This window comes from Streptomyces achromogenes subsp. achromogenes (assembly GCF_000720835.1).
Lineage (GTDB): Bacteria > Actinomycetota > Actinomycetes > Streptomycetales > Streptomycetaceae > Streptomyces > Streptomyces achromogenes.
The window spans coordinates 30,366-51,849 of the sequence record NZ_JODT01000034.1 but is presented as its reverse complement, the minus strand read 5'-3'; the positions used below and the strand labels follow the sequence as shown (position 1 = coordinate 51,849).

Genomic DNA, 21,484 nt, shown 5'->3' with positions numbered 1-21,484 from the left:
GCCTGCACGGTGCCGGCGCTTCTCCGCGCGCTCCGGATCCCTCGCACGAGGCCGGGCGTCCGCCCCGGCGACGTCCCGCCCCCGCGTCGTACGGACCGCGTGGTGCCGTTCGGCAACGCCGGCGCCGTACAGGGCGGGACGACATCGCTCCCGGGCACCCGTCCCGACGACGGGCGGCTCGACCTGCTGCCGGAGCCGCAGGGGATGAGGGGCTGGAGGCGTGCCGTACGGGCCCTGCCGCGCGGCAGGGCGGCGAGGCCGTCACCGGCAGCGGACACCGGCTACGCGCGCGGCGGCCCCTCGGCGGGCGCGCCCGTGGAGTACCGCGGCTTCCGGCGTGCCGAGTCCGTCCTCGAGCCCGCTCAGCCGCGGGAACCGGGCGGCGGCCCGGTGACGCCGGGACGCCGCCCGGCCGGGGAGGCCGGGCCCGGCGCCCTGACCGTACCGCTGCCGGAACGGGGGAAGTGAATGGGTACCGCGACAAAGGTCCCCGAGACACGGGACATGAGCGGAGAAGAACTGTCCGCCGACGAGGCATGGGCGGTGCTGCGCCGTTACGGCGGCTGGCGGCTGCTGCGGGACGCCTTCGTCCGGTTCCGTTACGCCGACGGGTTCAGTCACTCCCGCGCCCTCGCTCTCCAGACGGTTCTCGCCGTCGTCCCCCTGGCGATCGCCTTCGTGGGCCTGTCCACCACGCTGCACACGGAGGACATCGGCAGGCTCGCGGAACTGACGATCCACAGGATCGCCCGGGGCCCCAGCGCCGGTGTCGTCGACGACGCGCTCGGCCGCAGCCGGCGCACGGCGGGCGACGGCGCCGCGGTCGCCCTCTGGTTCGGTGCCGTTTTCTCACTGGTCAACGTCACCACCGCGATGTGCCAGATCGAGCGCGGTGCCAACCGCATCTACGGCAACGAACGCGACCGCCCCTTCCACCGGAAGTATCTGCGCGGCCTGGTGATGTCCGTCAGCGCCGGACTGCCGCTCGGCCTGGGGTTCGTTGTCATGGTCGCCGGGGACGACCTCGCCTCGGCGGCGGTGGCCGTCTACCACCTCGACGACAGCGCCCAGCGGGCCTGGACCGTCCTGCGCTGGCCGTTCGGCCTGCTGTTGGCCCTCGTGTCGGCCAGTACCGTCTTCCGCCGCGCACCGCGCCGGAAACAGCCCGGCTACACATGGCTCGCCTTCGGTGCCGCGGTGTATCTGGTGCTGTGGACGACACTGACCTGGCTGCTGAGTCTCTATCTCGACGTCAGCGGTTCGTTCGACGCCGTCTACGGTCCCCTGAGCGCCTTCATGTCCCTGCTGCTGTGGGCCTATCTGACCTCCGTCGCGCTCTTCCTCGGGCTGTCCTTCGCCGCCCAGCTGGAAGCGGTGCGTGCCCGGCGCCCGGGTCCGGTCGAAACCGATCCGGGAGTCTGAACGATCACGCGGGCCGCCTCGCGCGGGCATGCTCCCCGGCCGACGGGGACAGAACCGCCTGTCGTCAATCGCCGCAGCCATCCTCACCCTGGAGCGTCAGCGCTGAAAACGCTCATTGATACGGGCTGACGGATGTTTGGGCAGCCCGTGGGGCCGGATGCTGCCCCGCATCGCGTTCAAACGATGATTCCTTGCATACGCCCGGAACCGGGGCACCTGGAGTCCTGGGAGGCCGCCTTGAGGCGACCCCCGGCCTCGGAGGGGAGGACACGCCCGCGTACATCGCCAGCCCTCGGGAGGCGGAACACCCCGCGTCGGCGGGGAGGACCCAGTCCGCGGGTCTAGGGGGCCGAGACCGGCCGGAACACCCCGCGTCGGCGGGGAGGACCCTTCCTGACCTGGCGCTTAAGAGGGGCTTTGTCTTTTCTTTGCCTTTGCTGAGGTGCTGGGTCGGGGTGGGCGGGGTCGCATGATGTCACCCTACGGGGCTGGATGGCGGTAGTGCTGTCAGCGGGGAGTGATTGAGCGTGGTGCCGGACGTGCGAGGGATGCCGAGGCGGTCATGTTCCGGGACGGTGATCGTGGCGGGGTCGCTCGCGCCGACGCTGGGTGAGGGCGTCCGCCCGGCAGGTAGCTGCACCCTCATGGCCGTCGCCGCGACGGGGCGAGCACGCGTCCGAAACCCATGCCGGTGGACGCGGCGCGCGCTCCGGCGAAGGCGCCTTCTGCCACTGACACCCTCTCAACGGGCGTGGACGTACGCGGATCCTGCGATGCGGGGTGCGGTGTGGGCGTCACGGCACCGGTCCCGGGTGGCCTCCAGTGCTGTCTCGACGTCGGGTGGGAACCGGCCGTCGGTCGCCGGACCCAGGTGTATGTCGTGCAGGTCCACTGCCGTCCGCCACGCGGTTTCGGCGGCTTCCAGCAGCGCGGGATCCGAGACGACGAGGAGTCCGACCCGGTCGCGGGCGACCGTGGCCGTGCTGCGGGTGGCTGCCCGGGCCGTGCGCTCCTGCTCCGTCCCGCCGGCCCCGGCGCGCCGGAACGCGACGGTCAGCCAGTGCGCCTCACGGTGGCGGATGATGGCCTCCAGCAGTTCGGCGACGGCGCGCGCCACCTTCTGGCGGTGCGTGTGGTCGCGGGCTCGCTGGTCACCGGACCGCTGGACATAGCCCGCCAGGGCGGCACCGGCCAGGGTGCCGAGCACGGCCACGATGCTGTACCACCCACCAGTCGAAGACTCAGAAAGCAGAGCCCACAACCACGGTAGACCGACTCGGCTCGATCACTGCCGGGATCGCCGAACGGCAGGAGACGAACACCTGCACCGTGGCCAAGACCTGGGCACCACACCCCGCGCGGCCGACCCCGGTCGGAGCCGCTGGTCGGCACCGGGCGACACCCGAGCGCAGCGTGTGGGCTGATCACGGGTCGCCCTGATGGTTCTGCCCCGCCAGCGTTTGCCGGCGCTCTCTCACCCCCCCGGAGTGCTTGGGGATCGCGTCGGCCCCGTTTGCTGTGCTGTGCGCGCGGCTCGGGCACTCCTCTCCGGTTGTCACCCTTCGTTACTATGCTCACTTCATGCCGGAGGCCGGTGGCAAGGGGCGTACGACCATCGACGGACTGCTGGGGAGAGAGGGACACGAGCGTGCCAGTCGAAACTCCCCAGATTCTCCCCAGGGCTGATCGTGGCAGTTTGACCGGACCGAGACCTCTAGAGGCGATCATGGAATGCAAGCTCAGCGAGCGGGGGAGCCTTCGAAAGTGCTGAGGGAAGTCACCGCGACCCGCTACATCGAACCCCTGCGCTCCGGCGGCTCCGTCCCCGGGGTCGTCGAAGCCGATGATCTCGGTACGTACGTCGTCAAGTTCACCGGTTCCGCGCAGGGGCACAAGGCGCTGGTCGCCGAGGTCATCGTGGGGGAGCTCGCGCGGGCGCTCGGTCTGCGCTTTCCCGAGCTGGTGCTCGTGCACTTCGACCCCGCCATCGCCGCCGCCGAGCCGCACCAGGAGGTGCGTGACCTGCACGGCGCCAGCGCGGGCGTGAACCTCGGCATGGACTATCTGCCGGGTGCCCGGGACTTCACCCCGAAGATCGCCCAGAGCTTCCCGGTGGACCCGCTGGAGGCCGGCCGGATCGTCTGGCTGGACGCGCTGACCGTCAACGTCGACCGTACGGTCCACAGCTCCAACCTGATGGTCTGGCCCACGCTCGGCACCGCGCCGGCCCGGCTGTGGCTCATCGACCACGGTGCCGCCCTCGTCTTCCACCACCGCTGGGACACCACGGCCCCGGGCAGGCGGTACGACTTCCGGCACCACGCCCTCGGTCACTACGGCCCCGACGTGCGCGCCGCCGACGCCGAGCTGGCGCCCCGGGTGACCGAGGAACTGCTGCGCGGGATCGTCGCCGAGGTGCCGGACGCCTGGCTCGCCGAGGACGCCGCCTTCGCCACGCCCGACGACGTCCGGGACGCCTACGTGGGCTATCTGCTGGACCGGGTGCGGCTGTCGGCCGAGTGGCTGCCCACCGACTTCCCGAGCCGCGAGCAGCTGGCCGCCGAGGAGGCCGCCCGCGCGGCCCGGACCCAGGCGGGCCGCCCGGACTGGCTGAAGCGGGTCCCCGACCTGCACGGCAAGCCGGCCGCGGAGCAGGACTGGTCGGCGCACCTGGGGTGAGCCGGGACACGGCCGGGATACGGCGAAGAGCCCGGGGGGAAGCCCCCGGGCCCACGCATGGCCGTGACGGTCAGCCGCGCAGCCGCTCGTACGCCGGCAGGGTGAGGAAGTCGGCGTAGTCCTCGTCCAGGGACACCTGGAGCAGCAGGTCGTGCGCCTCCTGCCAGTGGCCGGCCGCGAAGGCCTCCTCGCCGATCTCCTTGCGGAGGGCGTCGAGTTCCTCGGCGGCGACCTTGCGGGCCAGCTCCGGGGTGGCCTTCTCGCCGTTGTCGAACTCGACCCCGGCGTTGATCCACTGCCAGATCTGCGAGCGGGAGATCTCGGCGGTGGCGGCGTCCTCCATCAGGTTGAAGATGGCGACGGCGCCGAGCCCGCGCAGCCAGGCCTCGATGTAACGGATGCCGACCTGGACGGCGTTGACCAGGCCCTCGTGCGTCGGCTTGGCGTCGAGCGAGTCGATGGCGATCAGGTCGGCCGCCTCGACGTGGACGTCCTCGCGCAGCCGGTCCTTCTGGTTGGGCTTGTCGCCGAGGACCTTGTCGAAGGACTCCATGGCGATGGGCACCAGGTCGGGGTGGGCGACCCAGGAGCCGTCGAAACCGTCGTTCGCCTCACGGTCCTTGTCGGCGCGGACCTTCTCGAAGGCCACCTTGTTGACCTCCGGGTCCTTGCGGGACGGGATGAAGGCCGCCATGCCGCCGATGGCGTGCGCACCGCGCTTGTGGCAGGTGCGGACCAGGAGTTCGGTGTACGCCCGCATGAACGGGGCCGTCATCGTGACCGCGTTGCGGTCCGGGAGGACGAACCTGGCCCCGCCGTCACGGAAGTTCTTCACGATGGAGAACAGGTAGTCCCAGCGGCCGGCGTTCAGCCCGGCGGCGTGGTCGCGCAGTTCGTAGAGGATCTCCTCCATCTCGTACGCCGCCGTGATCGTCTCGATCAGGACGGTGGCGCGGATGGTGCCCTGCGGGATGCCGACGTAGTCCTGGGCGAAGACGAACACCTCGTTCCACAGGCGGGCTTCGAGGTGCGACTCGGTCTTGGGCAGGTAGAAGTACGGGCCCTTGCCGAGGTCGAGCAGCCGCTGGGCGTTGTGGAAGAAGTACAGGCCGAAGTCGACCAGGGCACCGGGGACCGGCGTGCCGTCGGCGTCGACGAGGTGCCGCTCGGTCAGGTGCCAGCCGCGCGGGCGCATGACGACGGTCGCCAGCTCCTCGTTCGGGCGCAGCGCGTACGACTTGCCGGTGCGCTCGTCGGTGAAGTCGATGCTGCGGGTGTAGGCGTCGATCAGGTTGAGCTGGCCGAGGACGACGTTCTCCCAGGTGGGCGCGGAGGCGTCCTCGAAGTCGGCGAGCCAGACCTTCGCGCCCGAGTTGAGCGCGTTGATGGTCATCTTCCGGTCGGTGGGCCCGGTGATCTCGACGCGCCGGTCGTTCAGCGCGGCCGGGGCCGGGGCGACCTTCCAGGAGTCGTCCGCGCGGATGGCGGCCGTCTCCGGCAGGAAGTCGAGCGTGGAGGTGCGGGCGATCTCGGCGCGGCGCTCGGCCCGGCGGGCGAGGAGTTCGTCACGGCGCGGGGTGAACCGCTGGTGCAGCTCCGCCACGAAGGCGAGCGCCGCGTCGGTGAGGACCTCCTCCTGCCGGGGCAGGGGCTCGGCGTCGACGATGGCCAGCGGGGACGGCGCTGGTGCGGACATGAGCTGTCACTTCCTTCAGCGGTGGCACCGGGTGCCAAGTGGCACGAATAGGACAGACAGCGCCCACTGTGCGGTCGGACGCTTCTGAACAGTGGATAGTAGTTTCCTCATCGTGGAACTTCAATGGTCTGTTGACGTCGAGATTCTCTGAGTCGAGCGAAGGTGGCGCTGGGTGCCACCCCGTTCACTCAAGGTGGCTCAGGTCCGCCTCGGTGTCGATGTCGTACGGCTCGGCCACGTCCCCGCACTCCACCAGCCGCAGCCGAGCCCGGTGCGCCTGGAGATAGGTCCGGGCCCCGCGGTCGCCGGTGGCCGCCTCGGCGATGCCCGCCCAGTGCGCCGCGCCGAACAGCACCGGATGGCCGCGTACCCCGCCGTAGGCGGCCGAGACCAGCGACCGCTCGTCCCGGTAGGCGTCCAGCACCCGGGCCACCGCGGCCGGTCCGATGCCGGGCTGGTCCACCAGGGCCGCCAGCGCCGCACGCGCCCCCGTGCCGGCGAGCGAGGCCAGTCCCGCGCGCAGCGAGGAGCCCATGCCCTCGGCCCACTCCGGGTTGTCCACCAGCACACAGCCGTCCAGCTCGGCGCGGGCCCGCACCTCGTCCGCCGCCGCGCCCAGCACCACATGGATCCGCCCGCACCCGGCCGCGCGCAGCACCCCCACCGCGTGCTCGACCAGGGGCCGCCCCCGGTGCGTCAGCAGTGCCTTGGGGCGTCCGCCGAGCCGTCGGCCGCCGCCGGCGGCGAGCAGCAGCCCCGCGACTTCCCCGTGAGGTTCCCGCTTCTCCGTCATGGCACCTGCATACCCGGTGGCGACGGAATCCGGCCGCGCTCGGCAAGCCGGTGGCGACGGAATCCGGCCGCGCTCGGCAAGCCGGTGGCGACGGAATCCGGCCGTGTGCGCGGTGCCGGTTCCGTTGGGCTGAATTTCGGTCCGCACTGTGGCGCTCGGGCCCGGAGGTGGCGTTTACTGGCCCGCGCACAAGGGCGTGCCGACGGGGAGGGCTGCGTTGCGGAGCTTGGGACAGAGGCCGGTGACCGGCATCGACGAGGACCCGAGAGTGGCGGAATTGCGTACCGCCGTGGCCCTGCTGCGCCGCCGGCTCGCCGCGTTACCGGCGGACTTCCCCGACCGGGCGATAGCCGAGGACGAACTGGCGGCCCTGGCGGCGATGGCCGCCGGAGGCGTACCGGAGATCCCGCGGCTGCGCGCCTCCCTGCTGCTGATCGCCGGCGCGATCGGCTCGATGAGCGCGCTGGCCCGGGGCCTGGCGGAGGTACGCGCCGCGGTGGACCTGTTCGGCGAGCCGCCCCGCCGCTAGCCGGGCGCCGGCAGCGGTGTGGCGGGGGCGCGGTGGGGTCGGCCGGGTGGTGGTCGGCGCCTGCCGGGTGGCGGGTGTCGGCAGGGGCGTGGTCGACCGCCGGTCCGGGGCGGTCGGGACGCTGGTCGGCGGCGAGGTCGGGGCCCGGCCCTGGTCAGCGGGTGCCCCGGCAACCCGGTGCCGCCGGGGTCTCGCGGCACCGCTGGTCCTCGTGGGACTGCCCGGCGGACCCGCCGACGACGATCAGGCACACCAGGGCGGCCATGAGGCCCTGGGAGACCACGGTGACGACGGCCCCGGCCCGCGCGGCGATCACGGTCGCCACGAGGGCGACCGCCCCGACCGCGCCGACGGCGATCAGGTAGTTCCACAGCGGGTCGGCGGTGACGGTCCGGTCCGGGTCGAGGCTGAACCCGGACAGCCACCACAGGCCGAAGATGACCACCAGGGCGGCCAGTTCCAGGAACACCAGTCCGCAACCGGCACCGATGTCGGCGCCCAGGCCGGCGCGCCGACGCGGACCGGGGCCACCGGTGGCGTCGAAGGCCGGCGGGGCGACGGGGAGATCCATGCCCGCCACCCTGCCCGCGCGGGCACGGCGGCCACATGAGTACGGCTACTCAGCCGGACGGGTCGAACGGCCGGACGGCGTCCTCGGCGCCGTGCCGCTCAACCCTGGTTCTGGCTGGCCAGGGCCGCCGAAAGCTCGCGGGCGATCTGCTGGAGCACCGGCACGATCTTCTCCGTGGCCGGCTCCGTGACCCGGCCGGCCGGTCCGGAGATGGAGATGGCTGCCGCCGTGGGGGAGTCGGGCACGGACACCGCGAGGCAGCGCACGCCGATCTCCTGCTCGTTGTCGTCCACCGCGTAGCCCATCCGGCGTACCTCCTCCAGCGCCGCGAGGAACCCCTCCGGCGTGGTGATGGTCTTCTCGGTGGCCGCGGGCATGCCGGTGCGGGCCAGCAGCGCCCGCACCTCGTCGTCCGGGACCCCGGCGAGCAGCGCCTTGCCGACGCCGGTGGAGTGCGGCAGGACCCGTCGGCCCACCTCGGTGAACATGCGCATCGAGTGCTTGGACGGCACCTGGGCGACGTACACGATCTCGTCGCCGTCGAGCAGCGCCATGTTGGCCGTCTCGCCGGTCTCCTCCACCAGCCGGGCCAGATACGGCCGGGCCCAGGTGCCGAGCAGCCGGGAGGCGGACTCGCCGAGGCGGATCAGGCGGGGGCCGAGCGCGTAGCGCCGGTTGGCCTGCTGGCGCACGTAGCCGCAGGCGACCAGCGTGCGCATCAGGCGGTGGATGGTCGGCAGCGGCAGGCCGCTGGCCGCGGACAGTTCACTCAGGCCCACCTCGCCGCCCGCGTCCGCCATCCGCTCGAGCAGGTCGAAGGCGCGCTCCAGGGACTGCACACCGCCTGCGGCGGAGGGCTTGGCGGAGTCGGTGGTGCTGGCGCTGGACGTCGGCACGGCGCGTTCCTTTCGGGACTGGCGGGAGAGCAGAAGCCTACCCGGCAGTCGGTTGACTCCCCGCTTGTACGTAGCTACGTTCTGCTTGTTGGAATTCTAATTCCGCTTTGTGGAAACGTCCAGAGTGGGTACCTCCTGCATGCCACCCCGAAGGGTGCCTCTTGACGGCGGAGTAGCGGAAGTGAAGACTCCTTCAACAGAACGTTGAAGTCCGTTACGTGGGTGTAAATCCCGTTTCCTAAACGTGAAGACGGCGGGAGAGAGAGGGGTTCGGGTGTCCGACGCTGAACTGGTGCTGCGCTCGACGCGAGTGATCACTCCGGAGGGAACGCGGGCCGCCACGGTCACGGTGTCCGGCGGGAAGATCACGGCCGTCCTGCCGTACGACGCCGAGGTTCCGGCCACGGCCCGCCTGGAGGACGTCGGCGACCATGTGCTGCTGCCCGGCCTGGTCGACACCCATGTGCACGTCAACGACCCGGGCCGCACCGAGTGGGAGGGCTTCTGGACCGCCACCCGCGCGGCGGCGGCCGGCGGCATCACCACCCTGATCGACATGCCGCTCAACTCCCTGCCGCCCACCACCACGGTCGAGCACCTGCGGATCAAGCAGGACGTGGCCCGGGACAAGGCGCACATCGACGTCGGCTTCTGGGGCGGCGCCCTGCCCGACAACGTCAAGGACCTGCGCCCGCTGCACGACGCCGGCGTCTTCGGCTTCAAGTGCTTCCTCTCCCCGTCGGGCGTGGACGAGTTCCCGCACCTCGACCAGGACCAGCTCGCCCAGTCGATGGCCGAGATCGCCGGGTTCGACGGGCTGCTCATCGTGCACGCCGAGGACCCGCACCACCTGCAGAGCGCCCCGCAGCACGGCGGCCCGAAGTACGCAGACTTCCTCGCCTCCCGCCCGCGCGACGCCGAGGACACCGCCATCGCGAACCTCATCGCGCAGGCCCGGCGCCTGAACGCCCGTGTGCACGTGCTGCACCTGTCCTCCAGCGACGCCCTGCCGCTGATCCGCGCCGCCCGCGCCGAGGGCGTGCGCGTCACCGTGGAGACCTGCCCGCACTACCTCACCCTGACCGCCGAGGAAGTCCCCGACGGCGCCAGCGAGTTCAAGTGCTGCCCGCCCATCCGCGAGTCCGCCAACCAGGACCTGCTGTGGGAGGCCCTGGCCGACGGCACCATCGACTGCGTGGTCACCGACCACTCGCCCTCCACCGCCGACCTGAAGACCGACGACTTCGCCACCGCCTGGGGCGGCATCGCCGGCCTCCAGGTGAGCCTGCCGGCGGTGTGGACCGAGGCCCGCAAGCGCGGCCACACCCTGGAGGACGTCGTCCGCTGGATGTCCGCGCGGACCGCGGAGCTGGCCGGGCTGACCCACAAGGGCGCCATCGAGGCCGGCCGCGACGCCGACTTCGCCGTCCTCGCCCCCGACGAGACCTTCACCGTCGACCCGGCCGGCCTCCAGCACCGCAACCGGGTCACCGCCTACGCCGGCAGGACCCTGTACGGCGTCGTCAAGTCCACCTGGCTGCGCGGCGAACGCATCGTCGCCGACGGCGAGTTCACCGAACCGAAGGGGACGCTGCTCAGCCGGACCCGTTGAACCCCACCCACCGAGCCTCGAAAGGAAGAACTGATCACCGTGACGGCGATACCCAGCTTCACCGGCGACGCGAACCCCTACGGAGGCGGCGACCCGTACGCGGACTACCGCACCGCCGACTTCCCCTTCACCCAGTACGCCAACCTCGCCGACCGGCAGCTCGGCGCCGGTGTCATCGCCGCCAACGACGAGTTCTTCGCCCAGCGGGAGAACCTGCTGGTGCCCGAGCGGGCCGAGTTCGACCCCGAGCACTTCGGCCACAAGGGCAAGATCATGGACGGCTGGGAGACCCGCCGCCGCCGCGGTGTCTCCGCCGAGCACCCCTGGCCCACCGCCGAGGACCACGACTGGGCGCTGGTCCGCCTCGGCGCGCCCGGGGTGATCCGCGGCATCGTGATCGACACCGCCCACTTCCGCGGCAACTACCCGCAGGCCGTCTCCGTCGAGGGCGCCTGCGTACCCGGCTCGCCGTCGCCCGGGGAGCTGCTCGGCGACGACGTGAAGTGGATCACCCTCGTCCCGCGCACCCCGGTCGGCGGGCACGCGGCCAACGGCTTCGAGGTCACCGTCGAGCAGCGCTTCACCCACCTGCGGATCAACCAGCACCCCGACGGCGGCATCGCCCGCCTGCGGGTGTACGGCGAGGTCGTCCCGGACCCCGAGTGGCTGGCGGCCCTCGGCACCTTCGACGTGGTCGCGCTGGAGAACGGCGGCCAGGTCGAGGACGCCTCCAACCTCTTCTACTCGCCGGCCACCAACACCATCCAGCCGGGCCGCTCGCGCAAGATGGACGACGGCTGGGAGACCCGCCGCCGCCGCGACCAGGGCAACGACTGGATCCGCTACCGGCTCGTGGCCCAGTCCGCGATCCGCGCCGTCGAGATCGACACCGCCTACCTCAAGGGCAACAGCGCAGGCTGGGCGTCGGTCTCCGTCCGGGACGGCGAGGACGGCGAGTGGACCGAGGTCCTGCCGCGCACCCGCCTCCAGCCCGACACCAGCCACCGCTTCGTCCTGCCCGAGGCGGCGGTCGGCACGCACGCGCGGATCGACATCTTCCCCGACGGCGGCATCTCCCGGCTGCGCCTGTTCGGCTCGCTGACCGAGCGGGGCGCGAGCGGCCTGGCCGCCCGTCACCAGGAGCTGGGCGGCTGATCCCCGCTCACGCGCGCGTGGGGCGCCCCGGCCGGACAGCACCGGGGCGCCCCCGCGTCACCCTTCCGGACCGGCGTACCGCCGGTCCGGAACTCTTCCGTCCGCCTGACGCGTTCTCCCTCACGTGACCCTTCAGCAAGAGATCGTCGGCAACGCCATGCAGATGGCGGTCGTCAACCTGAGTCCCGGCCAGACCGTGTACTGCGAGGCCGGGAAGTTCCTGTTCAAGACGGCGAACGTGACCATGGAGACCCGGTTGTCCGGCCCGTCGGGCGGCGGCGGACAGCAGCAGGGCGGCTCCGGCGGCATGGGCGGGCTGCTGCGCCAGGCCATGGGCACCGCCATGCAGGTCGGGCAGCGCATGCTCGCCGGCGAGTCGCTGGCCTTCCAGTACTTCACGGCCCAGGGCGGCGAGGGCACGGTCGGCTTCGCGGGCGTGCTCCCCGGTGAGATGCGCGCCCTGGAGCTGGACGGCACGCGCGCGTGGTTCGCCGAGAAGGACGCCTTCGTGGCCGCCGAGTCCAGCGTCGAGTTCGGCATCGCCTTCGCCGGCGGACGCACCGGCATGAGCGGCGGCGAGGGCTTCATCCTGGAGAAGTTCACCGGGCACGGCACGGTGATCATCGCCGGCGCGGGCAACTTCATCGACCTGAACCCGGCGGACTTCGGCGGCCGCATCGAGGTCGACACCGGATGTGTGGTCGCCTTCGAGGAGGGCATCGAGTACGGCGTCCAGCGCGTCGGCGGCCTCAACCGCCAGGGGATCATGAACGCCGTCTTCGGCGGCGAGGGCCTGTCCCTGGCCACCCTGGAGGGCAACGGCCGGGTCATCCTGCAGTCCCTCACGATCGAGGGCCTGGCCAACGCCCTGAAGAAGGCCCAGGGCGGCGACAAGCAGGGCCCGACCGGAGGTCTGTTCTCCACCCATGCCGGCTGAGCCAGCGGTCCGCCGTGACGACCGGGGCCCGGCCGCTGCGGGCCGGGCCTCGGGGTGTCGCGCCGTTCCTGGGGCCGGCCCCGTGGGGGAGGGGCTCAGCAGCCGTAGTCGATTCTGTCGAACGAGGCGTAGTGGTCCGCCGTGTAGTAGTCCTCCCGGTATGACTGACCGGTGACGATGCGCCGGGCGCCGCGGGTGGGGGAGCCCGGAGTGATCACGGTGTACTCGTGGTAGTAGCCGGCCGTGTGGCTGGGCAGGACGCCTTCCCGGTTCTGGAAGACGCTCCCGTCCTGGGAGTACGGATACGGGCCGCCCTGTTCGATCAGCTCCAGGGTGTCGTACGCCTGGGCGGGCAGATCGCCGTAGCAGACGCTGCCGACCGAGGCCGCCGCGGCGTCCGCCGTGGTGGCCGTGACGGTGCCGCCGACGAGGAGGGCGGACAGGAGGGCGGCCGCCGCACCGATGCGTGTTGCGCGTGGGGGGAATCTCATGGCCCCCATCATGACGCGCGTAGAAGATGGCATGTCAATGTCAATCACGGGATGTTCGCCGGTACGTCCGATGATTTTTCCGGGGGTTAACCTACGGCCGCTTCCGGCTGTCCGCCGCCGCGAACAGGGCGAGCGCCAGCACCACGAGCGCCACGCTCGCGTAGACCTCGTAGCCGTCGAGGAAGCCGAGGCGCTGCACCAGGCCCACCCGCCAGTCGGTGAACTCGTGCACCAGGCCCATGACCCCCTGCACCAACGCGATGAATCCGAGAAGTTCCAGTAGCTGCTTCACCCGGCGACTCTCGCCCGGCGGCGGCCTCGGGCGCATCGGCCGCGCGGCGGGCGCGCGCCGCCGAAGGACCGCGTTCCGCGGCGGCGGACCGGGCCGAAAGTTCCCCGGCGGTGCGACTTCGGTCGATGCCGCCGGTCGTACGGTCGGTGCTCCCCGGTCCGGGGCGGCGGCGGAGCGCTGAGCCCGCATAGATTTGCCGACCGTGAGCAACGACGAGCGGACGCGGGCGCCGGGCGGGTTCACGGGGCGCCGCTGGCTGTTCCCGTCCGCGCTGATCCATGAGCTGGACCCGGACGCCGGGTCCTCAGGGCGACGGCCCCGGCGCACCGCGCGGGACTGGGCCGTCGACTTCTCCTGCTTCCTCCTGGCCGTCCTCATCGGCCTGGCGGCGGCGCAGTCCCTGCCCGAGGAGACCGGCCTGCCGCACTCCCTCGCCGTCCTCGACCAGGTGCTGGGCGCCCTGTCCTGCGCCGCCGTCTGGCTGCGCCGCCGGTGGCCGGTCGGACTCGCCGTCGCGATGATCCTGGTCGGTCTGCTGTCGAACTGCTCGGGCGGCGCGGGCATGGTCGCCCTGTTCACGCTCGCCGTGCACCGGCCCTTCCGGTACGTCGCCTGGACCGGCGGCGCCGGCCTCGCGCTGGTGCCGCTGCTGTACTGGGTGCGTCCCGACCCCGACCTGCCCTACGTCGCCGTCGTCGCGTTCACCGCGCTGCTCACCGTGTCGATCACCGGCTGGGGCATGCTCGTCCGCTCCAAGCGGATGCTGATGCTGAGCCTCAGGGACCGGGCGCACCGGGCGGAGACCGAGGCCCGGCTGCGCGCCGAGCAGGCGCAGCGGCTGGCCCGCGAGGCCATCGCCCGCGAGATGCACGACGTGCTCGCCCACCGGCTCACCCTGCTCAGCGTGCACGCGGGTGCCCTGGAGTTCCGGCCGGACGCGCCCCGCGAGGAGATCGCGCGGGCCGCCGGGGTGATCCGGGAGAGCGCGCACGAGGCGCTGCAGGACCTGCGGGAGATCATCGGCGTGCTGCGGGCCGGTGACGCCGAGGAGTCCTCCGGCGGGCGGCCCCAGCCGACGCTGGCCGCGCTGGACGCCCTGGTCGCCGAGTGCCGCGAGGCCGGGATGAAGGTCACCCTGGACCATCGCGTCGCCGACCCGGCCGCCGTGCCCGCCTCCGTCGGCCGCACCGCCTACCGCATCGCCCAGGAGGCCCTGACCAACGCCCGCAAGCACGCCCCCGGCACCGAGGTCACCGTCCGTCTCACCGGCGCCCCCGGCGACGGCCTGACGATCACCGTCGCCAACCCGGCCCCGCCCGCCGAGGTGCCGCCCGTCCCCGGCTCCGGCCAGGGCCTGATCGGCCTCACGGAACGCGCCACCCTGGCGGGCGGCCGACTACACCACGGCACGCGGCCCGACGGAGGCTTCGAGGTCCGGGGGTGGCTGCCGTGGCCGCGGGGGTGAGGGGCGCTTCGGGGGTTCGCGGGCCCGGGCTGCGGATGCTCCGGGGATTTGCCGCCCCCGGGTCGGGGTGATTCGGGGGTGCGCCGCTCCCGGGTCGGGGATGCCTTGGGAGCCCCGCCCGGGTCGCGGGTGCTTCGGGGGTTTGCTGCCTCGGGCTGCGGCGCCTTCGGGGCCTGGCCAGGTCCGGAACGTTTCGCGGGTCCGCCGCCCCGGGCCGAGGGGGCTCCGGGGGTCTGCCTGGGCCGTGGACGCTTCGGGGGTCCGCTGCCCCGGGCCGTGGGGGCTCCGGGGGTCTGCCTGGGCCGTGGACGCTTCGGGGGTCCGCCGCTCCGGGCCGAGGGGGCTCCGGGGATCCGCCCGGGCCGCGGACGCTTCGGGGATCTGCCGCCCCGGGCCCGGTCGCTTCGGGGCACGGCCGCCCCATCCCCAGGCTGCCAACGTCTCGGGGGTCCGCCCCGGGCCGTCGGCCGTGATTACGTAACCCCATGACTGCGACGCCGATCAGACTGCTCCTCGTGGACGACGACCCCCTGGTGCGCGCCGGTCTGGCGTTGATGATCGGCGGGGCCGGGGACATCGAGGTCGTCGGGGAGGCCGCCGACGGCGCGGAGGCCGAGGAACTGGTGCGACGGACCCGGCCGGACGTCGTCCTCATGGACATCCGGATGCCGGCGGTGGACGGGATCACCGCGACCCGGCGGCTGCGCGCGCGGCCGGACGCGCCGCAGGTCGTGGTGCTCACCACCTTCCACGCCGACGAACAGGTGCTGCACGCGATGCGCGCCGGTGCCGCCGGCTTCGTACTGAAGGACACCCCGCCCGCCGAGATCGTCGACGCCGTACGCCGGGTCGCCGCGGGCGACCCGGTGCTCTCGCCCGCGGTCACCCGGCAGCTGATGCGGCACGCGGCCGGCACCGCCGCCGACGCCCGGCAGGCCCGGGCGCGCGAACGGCTCGCCGTCCTGGGCGAGCGCGAGCGCGAGGTCGCCGTCGCCGTCGGACGCGGGCTCGCCAACGCGCGGATCGCCACCGAGCTGTTCCTCAGCGTGGCCACCGTCAAGGCCCACGTCTCCCGCATCCTGTCCAAGCTCGGCCTCGACAACCGGGTGCAGATCGCGCTGCTGGTCTACGACGCGGGGCTGCTGGACGGCGACGGCGGCGAGGGCGGGGGTGCCGGCGCCGACGGTTTCTAGGGCGCCACCCGGAACCGGTCGCCGGAAAGCGCCGCCGGAACCGACCCGCCCCGAATATGTCCGGACAACCTGACTACACGACTTCCCGTCAACCAGGCACCGGACTACGCTCGGCCCCGTGCCGAAACCAGATGTGGGCCCGACCGTGGCGCTCGACCTCCGCGTGGACCGTAGCTCCCCGGTGCCGCTGTACTTCCAGCTCTCGCAGCAGCTGGAGTCCGCCATCGAGCACGGCAGCCTCACCCCCGGCAGCCTGCTGGGCAACGAGATCGAGCTGGCCGCGCGGCTCGGACTGTCCCGGCCGACCGTCCGCCAGGCCATCCAGGCCCTCGTCGACAAGGGGCTCCTCGTCCGGCGCCGGGGCGTGGGCACCCAGGTCGTGCACAGCCAGGTCAAGCGCCCGCTGGAACTGAGCAGCCTCTACGACGACCTGGAGGCGGCCGGCCAGCGCCCCGCCACCCGGGTGCTGGTCAACACCGTCGTACCGGCCCCCGCCGAGGTCGCCGCCGCGCTCGGCGTCCCCGAGGGCGAGGACGTGCACCGCGTCGAACGGCTCCGCCTGGCCCACGGCGAACCTATGGCCTACCTGATCAACCACCTGCCGACGGGCCTGCTCGACCTGGACACCGGCCGGCTGGAGGCCACCGGCCTGTACCGGCTGATGCGGTCCGCCGGGATCACCCTGCACAGCGCCCGCCAGGCCATCGGCGCCCGGGGTGCCACCGCCACCGAGGCCGAGCGGCTCACCGAGCCCGAGGGTGCCCCGCTGCTGACCATGCGGCGCACCACCTACGACGACACCGGCCGCGCGGTGGAACTGGGCGACCACACCTACCGTCCGAGCCGCTACTCCTTCGAGTTCCAGCTGCTGGTGCGGTCCTGACCGGGCCCCGGTATTCGATGAGATGTCCGGACAAAGCGACCGTCCCTCGGTCCCCGGTCGTGCCATGCACGGCCGGCATGTCCGATACTGAAGTGTTTGGGGCAGGTGAAATCGCCGCCGGGACGCGCCCACGGTGAGGTCGCCCGCCCCTTATGTGCGTCGGAGCAGAGACCGAAGACGTACGTCGGAGCAGAGCAGAAGCGGCAAGAAGGGCACGGCCTCGTGGCACGGTTTCGGACCTGGGTAGGCATAGCGCTGGCGGGGGCACTCTCCGTGTCCCTCGCGGCGTGCAGCAGCACCGGAGGAAAGCGGGCGGAGGACGCGCGCAAGGCCGCCGCCGCCCAGGGCAGGGCGGCGGTGAACACCCCGCGCTGGACCTTCGCGATGATCACCCACTCGGGGGACGGCGACACCTTCTGGGACATCGTCCAGAGCGGCGCCAAGCAGGCCGCCGTCAAGGACAACATCAACTTCCTGTACTCCCACGACGACGAGGCCCAGCAGCAGGCCCAGCTGGTGGACGCGGCCGTGGACAAGAAGGTCGACGGCATCATCGTCACCCTCGCCAAGCCGGACGCCATGAAGGCCGCCGTGGCCCGCGCCGAGAAGGCCGGCATCCCGGTGATCACGGTGAACTCCGGCTCCGAGGAGTCCAAGGCCTTCGGCGCCCTCACCCACATCGGCCAGGACGAGACCATCGCCGGCGAGGCCGTCGGCGAGGAACTGAACAAGCGCGGCAAGAAGAAGGCCCTGTGCGTGCTGCACGAGCAGGGCAACGTCGGCCACGAGCAGCGCTGCGACGGCGTCGCCAAGACCTTCCGCGGCACCTTGAGCAAGCTCTACGTCAACGGCACCAACATGCCCGACGTGCAGTCCGCCGTCGGGGCCAAGCTCCAGGCGGACCGGTCCATCGACTCCGTCGTCACCCTCGGCGCGCCCTTCGCCGACACCGCCGTGAAGGCCAGGACGGACGCGGGCAGCAAGGCCGAGATCGACACCTTCGACCTCAACCCCAAGGTCGCGGCGGCGCTCAAGGACGGCACCCTCGGCTTCGCCGTGGACCAGCAGCCGTACCTCCAGGGCTACGAGGCCGTCGACCTGCTGTGGCTGTACAAGTACAACGCCGACGTCCTCGGCGGCGGCAAGCCGGTGCTGACCGGCCCGCAGATCGTCACCAAGGACCAGGCCGCCGCGCTGGCCGAGTACACCGATCGGGGTACCCGATGAGCACGGTCACCGATCACCAGCCGCTCGACGAGCGCCTGCTGCCCACCTCCCCGCTGCGCAAGCTGCTCTCCCGCCCGGAGCTGGGCTCGGTCGTCGGCGCCCTGGCCGTCTTCCTGTTCTTCGCCTTCGTCGCCGACGGCTTCCTGCGCGCCACCAGCCTCAGCACGGTGCTGTACGCCTCGTCGACCATCGGCATCATGGCCGTACCCGTCGCGCTGCTGATGATCGGCGGCGAGTTCGACCTCTCGGCGGGCGTCATGGTGACGTCGTCCGCGCTGATCTCTTCGATGTTCAGCTACCAGCTGACGGCGAACACCTGGGTCGGCGTCGGCGTGTCCCTGCTGGTCACCCTGGCCATCGGCGCCTTCAACGGCTTCATGCTCACCCGCACCAAGCTGCCCAGCTTCATCATCACGCTGGGCACCTTCCTGATGCTGACCGGCATGAACCTCGGCTTCACCAAGCTGATCGACGGCACGGTCTCCACCAAGACCATCGGTGACATGGAGGGCTTCTCCAGCGCCCGCGCCGTGTTCGCCTCCACGCTCACCGTCGGCGGCGTCGACGTGAAGGTCACCATCCTGTGGTGGCTCGGCCTGGTCGTCCTCGCCTCCTGGATCCTGCTGCGCACCCGCACCGGCAACTGGATCTTCGCCGTCGGCGGCAACGAGGACGCGGCCCGCGCGGTCGGCGTCCCCGTGGCCCGCACCAAGATCGGCCTCTACATGGGCGTCGCGTTCGGCGCGTGGATCTCCGGCCAGCACCTGCTCTTCTCCTTCGACGCCGTCCAGTCCGGCGAGGGCGTCGGCAACGAACTGATCTACATCATCGCGGCCGTCATCGGCGGCTGCCTGATCACCGGCGGCTACGGCAGCGCCGTCGGCTCGGCTGTGGGCGCGCTGCTGTTCGGCATGACCAGCAAGGGCATCGTCTTCGCCGAGTGGAACCCCGACTGGTTCAAGTTCTTCCTCGGAGCGATGCTGCTCCTCGCGACCCTGCTCAACGCCTGGGTCCGCAAGCGCGCGGAGGCGACCACATGACCCTCGTCGAGCTGACCGACGTCAGCAAGCACTACGGCACCGTCCGCGCCCTGGAGGGCGTCTCCCTGGAGGTCCACGCGGGCGAGATCACCTGCGTCCTCGGCGACAACGGCGCGGGCAAGTCGACGCTGATCAAGATGATCGCGGGCCTGCACCGGCACGACGGCGGCACCCTGCGCATCGAGGGCGAGGAGACCACCCTCTCCTCCCCGCGCGAGGCCCTGGACCGGGGCATCGCCACGGTCTACCAGGACCTGGCCGTCGTCGCCCTGATGCCGGTCTGGCGCAACTTCTTCCTCGGCTCCGAGCCCCGCAAGGGCGTCGGCCCCTTCAAGCGCATGGACATCGACCTCATGCGCCGCACCACCCGCGAGGCGCTGCTGCGCATGGGCATCGACCTCAGGGACGTCGACCAGCCCATCGGCACCCTCTCCGGCGGCGAACGCCAGTGCGTGGCGATCGCCCGCGCGGTCCACTTCGGCGCGAAGGTCCTCGTCCTGGACGAACCGACGGCCGCCCTGGGCGTCAAGCAGTCCGGTGTGGTCCTGAAATATGTGGCCGCGGCACGTGACGAGGGCCTGGGTGTTGTTCTGATCACCCACAACCCGCATCACGCGTATCTCGTGGGCGACAGATTCGTGCTCCTGAAGCGGGGCACGATGGTGGGCAACTACACACGGGACCAGATCACCCTGGACGAACTGACCCAGCAGATGGCCGGCGGCTCCGACCTGGACGCCCTGCGCCACGAACTGCAACGGGACTGACCCGAGCCACGAACCCCGACGAGCCTGAACGAACGCGTCCCCCCTTCCCGCCCCGACCCGTACGGCACCCGGCGTGAGCGTGCGGCAGAATCGACCAACGATGAGCACCTACCGCGACCTCGCCGCCCCCATCGGCTCCCGCCGAGCCCCCGTCCTGCGCACCGTCGGCACCAGGGAGCGCCGGTCCCACCTGACCGCCCCCCGCGTGCCCACGGTCGGTATCGACATCGGCGGCACCAAGGTCATGGCGGGCGTCGTCGACGCCGACGGCAACATCCTGGAGAAGCTCCGCACGGAGACCCCGGACAAGTCCAAGAGCCCGAAGGTCGTCGAGGACACCATCGTCGAGCTGGTCCTGGACCTCTCCGACCGGCACGACGTGCACGCGGTCGGCATCGGCGCCGCCGGCTGGGTCGACGCCGACCGCAACCGCGTCCTGTTCGCCCCCCACCTGTCCTGGCGCAACGAACCGCTGCGCGACCGCCTCGCCAGCCGGCTGTCCGTGCCGGTCCTGGTGGACAACGACGCCAACACCGCCGCCTGGGCGGAGTGGCGCTTCGGCGCCGGCCACGGCGAGGACCACCTCGTGATGATCACCCTCGGCACCGGCATCGGCGGCGCGATCCTGGAGGACGGCCAGGTCAAGCGCGGCAAGTTCGGCGTCGCCGGAGAGTTCGGCCACATGCAGGTCGTCCCCGGCGGCCACCGCTGCCCCTGCGGCAACCGCGGCTGCTGGGAGCAGTACAGCTCCGGCAACGCGCTGGTCCGCGAGGCCAAGGAACTGGCCGCCGCCGACTCCCCGGTGGCCTACGGCATCATCGAGCACGTCAAGGGCAACATCGACGACATCACCGGCCCGATGATCACCGAGCTGGCCCGCGAGGGCGACGCGATGTGCGTGGAACTGCTCCAGGACATCGGCCAGTGGCTCGGCGTCGGCATCGCCAACCTGGCGGCGGCCCTCGACCCGTCCTGCTTCGTCATCGGCGGCGGCGTCTCGGCCGCCGACGACCTGCTCATCGGCCCGGCCCGGGACGCCTTCAAGCGCCACCTCACCGGGCGCGGCTACCGCCCCGAGGCCCGCATCACCCGCGCCCAGCTCGGCCCCGAGGCGGGCATGGTGGGCGCCGCCGACCTGGCCCGCCTGGTCGCCCGCCGGTTCCGCCGGGCCAAGCGGCGCCGGGTGGAGCGCCACGAACGCTACGAGCGCTACGCCCAGGCCCGCCGCGACCGGGACACCGCATGACGCCCTCGCTGCCCCACCAGGCCGGTCCGCCGACCCGGCCGGACCGGCCCGCCGAGCCACCCCGGCACAAGGCCCGCCGCCGGGCCCTCACCCTGCTGATCATCGTCCTGCTGATCGGCGTACCGGCCGGCTATCTGGTGATCTCGGCCAACCAGAGCCGCGACAGCGGCAAGGACAAGGAGGCCAAGTACTCCGCGACCGGCCTCACCGCGGGCTGGCCGTCCAAGGTGCAGCGCCGCCTCTATCAGGTGTCCGTCCCGCACCCCGCCGAGGACGTCGCCTACTACGAGACGAACAACTGGAAGACCAGCCGCCTCTACGTCCAGTTCCGCACCAACCCCGCCGGCCTCGACAGCTTCCTGGGGGCCATGGGCGTACGCCGGGAGCAGCTGCGGAAGGACGAGATCACGATCGGCGAGCGCGACCGCGAGGTCAGCGGCTGGACCTTCGGCGGGCGCGGCCCCTGGTGGGGGCTGACCCACGAGCAGAAGAACCCGGCGCCCACCCAGGACGTGGTCGTCAACCTGTCCGACCCCCAGCTCCCGATGGTGTACGTCGTCTCCCGCACGGTCCCCTGACCAGCGGCCCTG

22 protein-coding genes are annotated in these 21,484 nt (G+C 72.1%); 15 read left to right on the top strand and 7 right to left on the bottom strand.

Annotated features, from left to right (window positions below; genetic code table 11):
* The first annotated feature begins 102 nt into the window (after window positions 1-102).
* Both IH25_RS41355 and IH25_RS0129280 read left to right on the top strand, forming a co-directional pair.
* Window positions 103-468: a hypothetical protein gene (locus tag IH25_RS41355; RefSeq protein ID WP_157847037.1), complete on the top strand. Its 366-nt coding sequence runs from the start codon at window positions 103-105 to the stop codon at window positions 466-468.
* Window positions 469-1,422 (top strand): YihY/virulence factor BrkB family protein, encoded by a 954-nt coding sequence (locus tag IH25_RS0129280; RefSeq protein ID WP_030617190.1) that lies wholly within the window; start codon window positions 469-471, stop codon window positions 1,420-1,422.
* 742 nt (window positions 1,423-2,164) lie between these two features.
* Here the strand turns inward: IH25_RS0129280 and IH25_RS0129275 are convergent.
* A complete protein-coding gene (locus tag IH25_RS0129275; protein ID WP_245172909.1) occupies window positions 2,165-2,629 on the bottom strand; it encodes a hypothetical protein in 465 nt (154 codons plus the stop codon).
* Between the two features lie 557 nt (window positions 2,630-3,186).
* On the opposite strand from IH25_RS0129275, the gene IH25_RS0129270 reads away from it, so the two are divergent.
* Window positions 3,187-4,101 (top strand): HipA family kinase, encoded by a 915-nt coding sequence (locus IH25_RS0129270; RefSeq protein ID WP_030617186.1) that lies wholly within the window; start codon window positions 3,187-3,189, stop codon window positions 4,099-4,101.
* A 70-nt stretch (window positions 4,102-4,171) separates the two neighbouring features.
* On the opposite strand, the gene aceB is transcribed toward IH25_RS0129270, so the two are convergent.
* Together aceB and IH25_RS0129260 are read right to left on the bottom strand one after the other, a co-directional pair.
* Window positions 4,172-5,797 (bottom strand): malate synthase A, encoded by a 1,626-nt coding sequence (gene aceB, locus IH25_RS0129265; protein WP_030617184.1) that lies wholly within the window; start codon window positions 5,795-5,797, stop codon window positions 4,172-4,174.
* A 184-nt stretch (window positions 5,798-5,981) separates the two neighbouring features.
* Window positions 5,982-6,590 carry a nucleotidyltransferase family protein gene (locus IH25_RS0129260; RefSeq protein WP_030617182.1) on the bottom strand — a complete coding sequence of 203 codons (609 nt, stop codon included), beginning with the start codon at window positions 6,588-6,590 and terminating at the stop codon, window positions 5,982-5,984.
* A 241-nt stretch (window positions 6,591-6,831) separates the two neighbouring features.
* Between IH25_RS0129260 and IH25_RS0129255 the strand changes: the two genes are divergently transcribed.
* The gene (locus IH25_RS0129255; protein WP_030617181.1) at window positions 6,832-7,119 is read left to right on the top strand and encodes a DUF5955 family protein; all 288 of its coding nucleotides are present in this window, start codon (window positions 6,832-6,834) and stop codon (window positions 7,117-7,119) included.
* Window positions 7,120-7,273: 154 nt separating this feature from the next.
* On the opposite strand, the gene IH25_RS0129250 is transcribed toward IH25_RS0129255, so the two are convergent.
* Both IH25_RS0129250 and IH25_RS0129245 read right to left on the bottom strand, forming a co-directional pair.
* On the bottom strand, window positions 7,274-7,690 hold the full coding sequence (locus IH25_RS0129250; protein ID WP_030617179.1) for a DUF6234 family protein: 417 nt from the start codon (window positions 7,688-7,690) through the stop codon (window positions 7,274-7,276).
* Between the two features lie 98 nt (window positions 7,691-7,788).
* The gene (locus tag IH25_RS0129245; RefSeq protein WP_030617176.1) at window positions 7,789-8,586 is read right to left on the bottom strand and encodes an IclR family transcriptional regulator; all 798 of its coding nucleotides are present in this window, start codon (window positions 8,584-8,586) and stop codon (window positions 7,789-7,791) included.
* 274 nt (window positions 8,587-8,860) lie between these two features.
* Between IH25_RS0129245 and allB the strand changes: the two genes are divergently transcribed.
* The 3 genes from allB to IH25_RS0129230 all read left to right on the top strand — a co-directional run bounded on the left by allB (window position 8,861) and on the right by IH25_RS0129230 (window position 12,290).
* Window positions 8,861-10,198 carry an allantoinase AllB gene (allB, locus tag IH25_RS0129240; protein WP_030617175.1) on the top strand — a complete coding sequence of 446 codons (1,338 nt, stop codon included), beginning with the start codon at window positions 8,861-8,863 and terminating at the stop codon, window positions 10,196-10,198.
* A gap of 39 nt (window positions 10,199-10,237) precedes the next feature.
* Window positions 10,238-11,353 carry an allantoicase gene (alc, locus tag IH25_RS0129235; protein WP_030617174.1) on the top strand — a complete coding sequence of 372 codons (1,116 nt, stop codon included), beginning with the start codon at window positions 10,238-10,240 and terminating at the stop codon, window positions 11,351-11,353.
* Between the two features lie 124 nt (window positions 11,354-11,477).
* Entirely contained in the window at window positions 11,478-12,290 is an 813-nt protein-coding gene (locus tag IH25_RS0129230) for an AIM24 family protein (RefSeq protein ID WP_030617172.1), read from the top strand.
* A gap of 95 nt (window positions 12,291-12,385) precedes the next feature.
* Here the strand turns inward: IH25_RS0129230 and IH25_RS0129225 are convergent, their stop codons facing one another.
* Complete coding sequence (locus IH25_RS0129225) at window positions 12,386-12,781, bottom strand: guanyl-specific ribonuclease (protein ID WP_030617169.1); 396 nt, start codon at window positions 12,779-12,781, stop codon at window positions 12,386-12,388.
* 91 nt (window positions 12,782-12,872) lie between these two features.
* Window positions 12,873-13,073, bottom strand: a complete 201-nt coding sequence (locus tag IH25_RS0129220) for a hypothetical protein (RefSeq protein WP_030617166.1) — start codon at window positions 13,071-13,073, stop codon at window positions 12,873-12,875.
* Between the two features lie 193 nt (window positions 13,074-13,266).
* On the opposite strand from IH25_RS0129220, the gene IH25_RS0129215 reads away from it, so the two are divergent.
* The 8 genes from IH25_RS0129215 to IH25_RS0129180 all read left to right on the top strand — a co-directional run bounded on the left by IH25_RS0129215 (window position 13,267) and on the right by IH25_RS0129180 (window position 21,472).
* Complete coding sequence (locus IH25_RS0129215) at window positions 13,267-14,538, top strand: sensor histidine kinase (RefSeq protein ID WP_037655826.1); 1,272 nt, start codon at window positions 13,267-13,269, stop codon at window positions 14,536-14,538.
* A gap of 485 nt (window positions 14,539-15,023) precedes the next feature.
* Window positions 15,024-15,731, top strand: a complete 708-nt coding sequence (locus tag IH25_RS0129210; RefSeq protein WP_030617159.1) for a response regulator — start codon at window positions 15,024-15,026, stop codon at window positions 15,729-15,731.
* A gap of 145 nt (window positions 15,732-15,876) precedes the next feature.
* Complete coding sequence (locus IH25_RS0129205) at window positions 15,877-16,614, top strand: GntR family transcriptional regulator (protein ID WP_107058496.1); 738 nt, start codon at window positions 15,877-15,879, stop codon at window positions 16,612-16,614.
* A gap of 222 nt (window positions 16,615-16,836) precedes the next feature.
* Window positions 16,837-17,841: a sugar ABC transporter substrate-binding protein gene (locus IH25_RS0129200; RefSeq protein ID WP_030617153.1), complete on the top strand. Its 1,005-nt coding sequence runs from the start codon at window positions 16,837-16,839 to the stop codon at window positions 17,839-17,841.
* Window positions 17,838-18,881 (top strand): ABC transporter permease, encoded by a 1,044-nt coding sequence (locus tag IH25_RS0129195; protein ID WP_030617150.1) that lies wholly within the window; start codon window positions 17,838-17,840, stop codon window positions 18,879-18,881. The genes IH25_RS0129200 and IH25_RS0129195 overlap by 4 nt, the downstream gene beginning before the upstream one ends.
* Window positions 18,878-19,648 carry an ATP-binding cassette domain-containing protein gene (locus tag IH25_RS0129190; protein ID WP_030617139.1) on the top strand — a complete coding sequence of 257 codons (771 nt, stop codon included), beginning with the start codon at window positions 18,878-18,880 and terminating at the stop codon, window positions 19,646-19,648. Before IH25_RS0129195 ends, IH25_RS0129190 begins: the two co-directional genes overlap by 4 nt.
* Before the next feature lie 100 nt (window positions 19,649-19,748).
* Window positions 19,749-20,894, top strand: coding sequence for an ROK family glucokinase (locus tag IH25_RS0129185; RefSeq protein ID WP_030617136.1), 1,146 nt, complete (start codon window positions 19,749-19,751; stop codon window positions 20,892-20,894).
* Window positions 20,891-21,472 (top strand): hypothetical protein, encoded by a 582-nt coding sequence (locus IH25_RS0129180; protein WP_030617133.1) that lies wholly within the window; start codon window positions 20,891-20,893, stop codon window positions 21,470-21,472. Before IH25_RS0129185 ends, IH25_RS0129180 begins: the two co-directional genes overlap by 4 nt.
* Window positions 21,473-21,484 lie beyond the last annotated feature (12 nt).

Bases quoted from the DNA above. Each gene is read 5' to 3' on its own strand.
- IH25_RS0129225 (WP_030617169.1), bottom strand. From the start codon at position 12,781: ATGAGATTCCCCCCACGCGCAACACGCATCGGTGCGGCGGCCGCCCTC.
- aceB (WP_030617184.1), bottom strand. From the start codon at position 5,797: ATGTCCGCACCAGCGCCGTCCCCGCTGGCCATCGTCGACGCCGAGCCC.
- IH25_RS0129250 (WP_030617179.1), bottom strand. From the start codon at position 7,690: ATGGATCTCCCCGTCGCCCCGCCGGCCTTCGACGCCACCGGTGGCCCC.
- IH25_RS0129210 (WP_030617159.1), top strand. From the start codon at position 15,024: ATGACTGCGACGCCGATCAGACTGCTCCTCGTGGACGACGACCCCCTG.
- IH25_RS0129180 (WP_030617133.1), top strand. From the start codon at position 20,891: ATGACGCCCTCGCTGCCCCACCAGGCCGGTCCGCCGACCCGGCCGGAC.
- IH25_RS0129190 (WP_030617139.1), top strand. From the start codon at position 18,878: ATGACCCTCGTCGAGCTGACCGACGTCAGCAAGCACTACGGCACCGTC.
- IH25_RS0129185 (WP_030617136.1), top strand. From the start codon at position 19,749: ATGAGCACCTACCGCGACCTCGCCGCCCCCATCGGCTCCCGCCGAGCC.
- IH25_RS0129260 (WP_030617182.1), bottom strand. From the start codon at position 6,590: ATGACGGAGAAGCGGGAACCTCACGGGGAAGTCGCGGGGCTGCTGCTC.
- IH25_RS0129280 (WP_030617190.1), top strand. From the start codon at position 469: ATGGGTACCGCGACAAAGGTCCCCGAGACACGGGACATGAGCGGAGAA.
- IH25_RS0129195 (WP_030617150.1), top strand. From the start codon at position 17,838: ATGAGCACGGTCACCGATCACCAGCCGCTCGACGAGCGCCTGCTGCCC.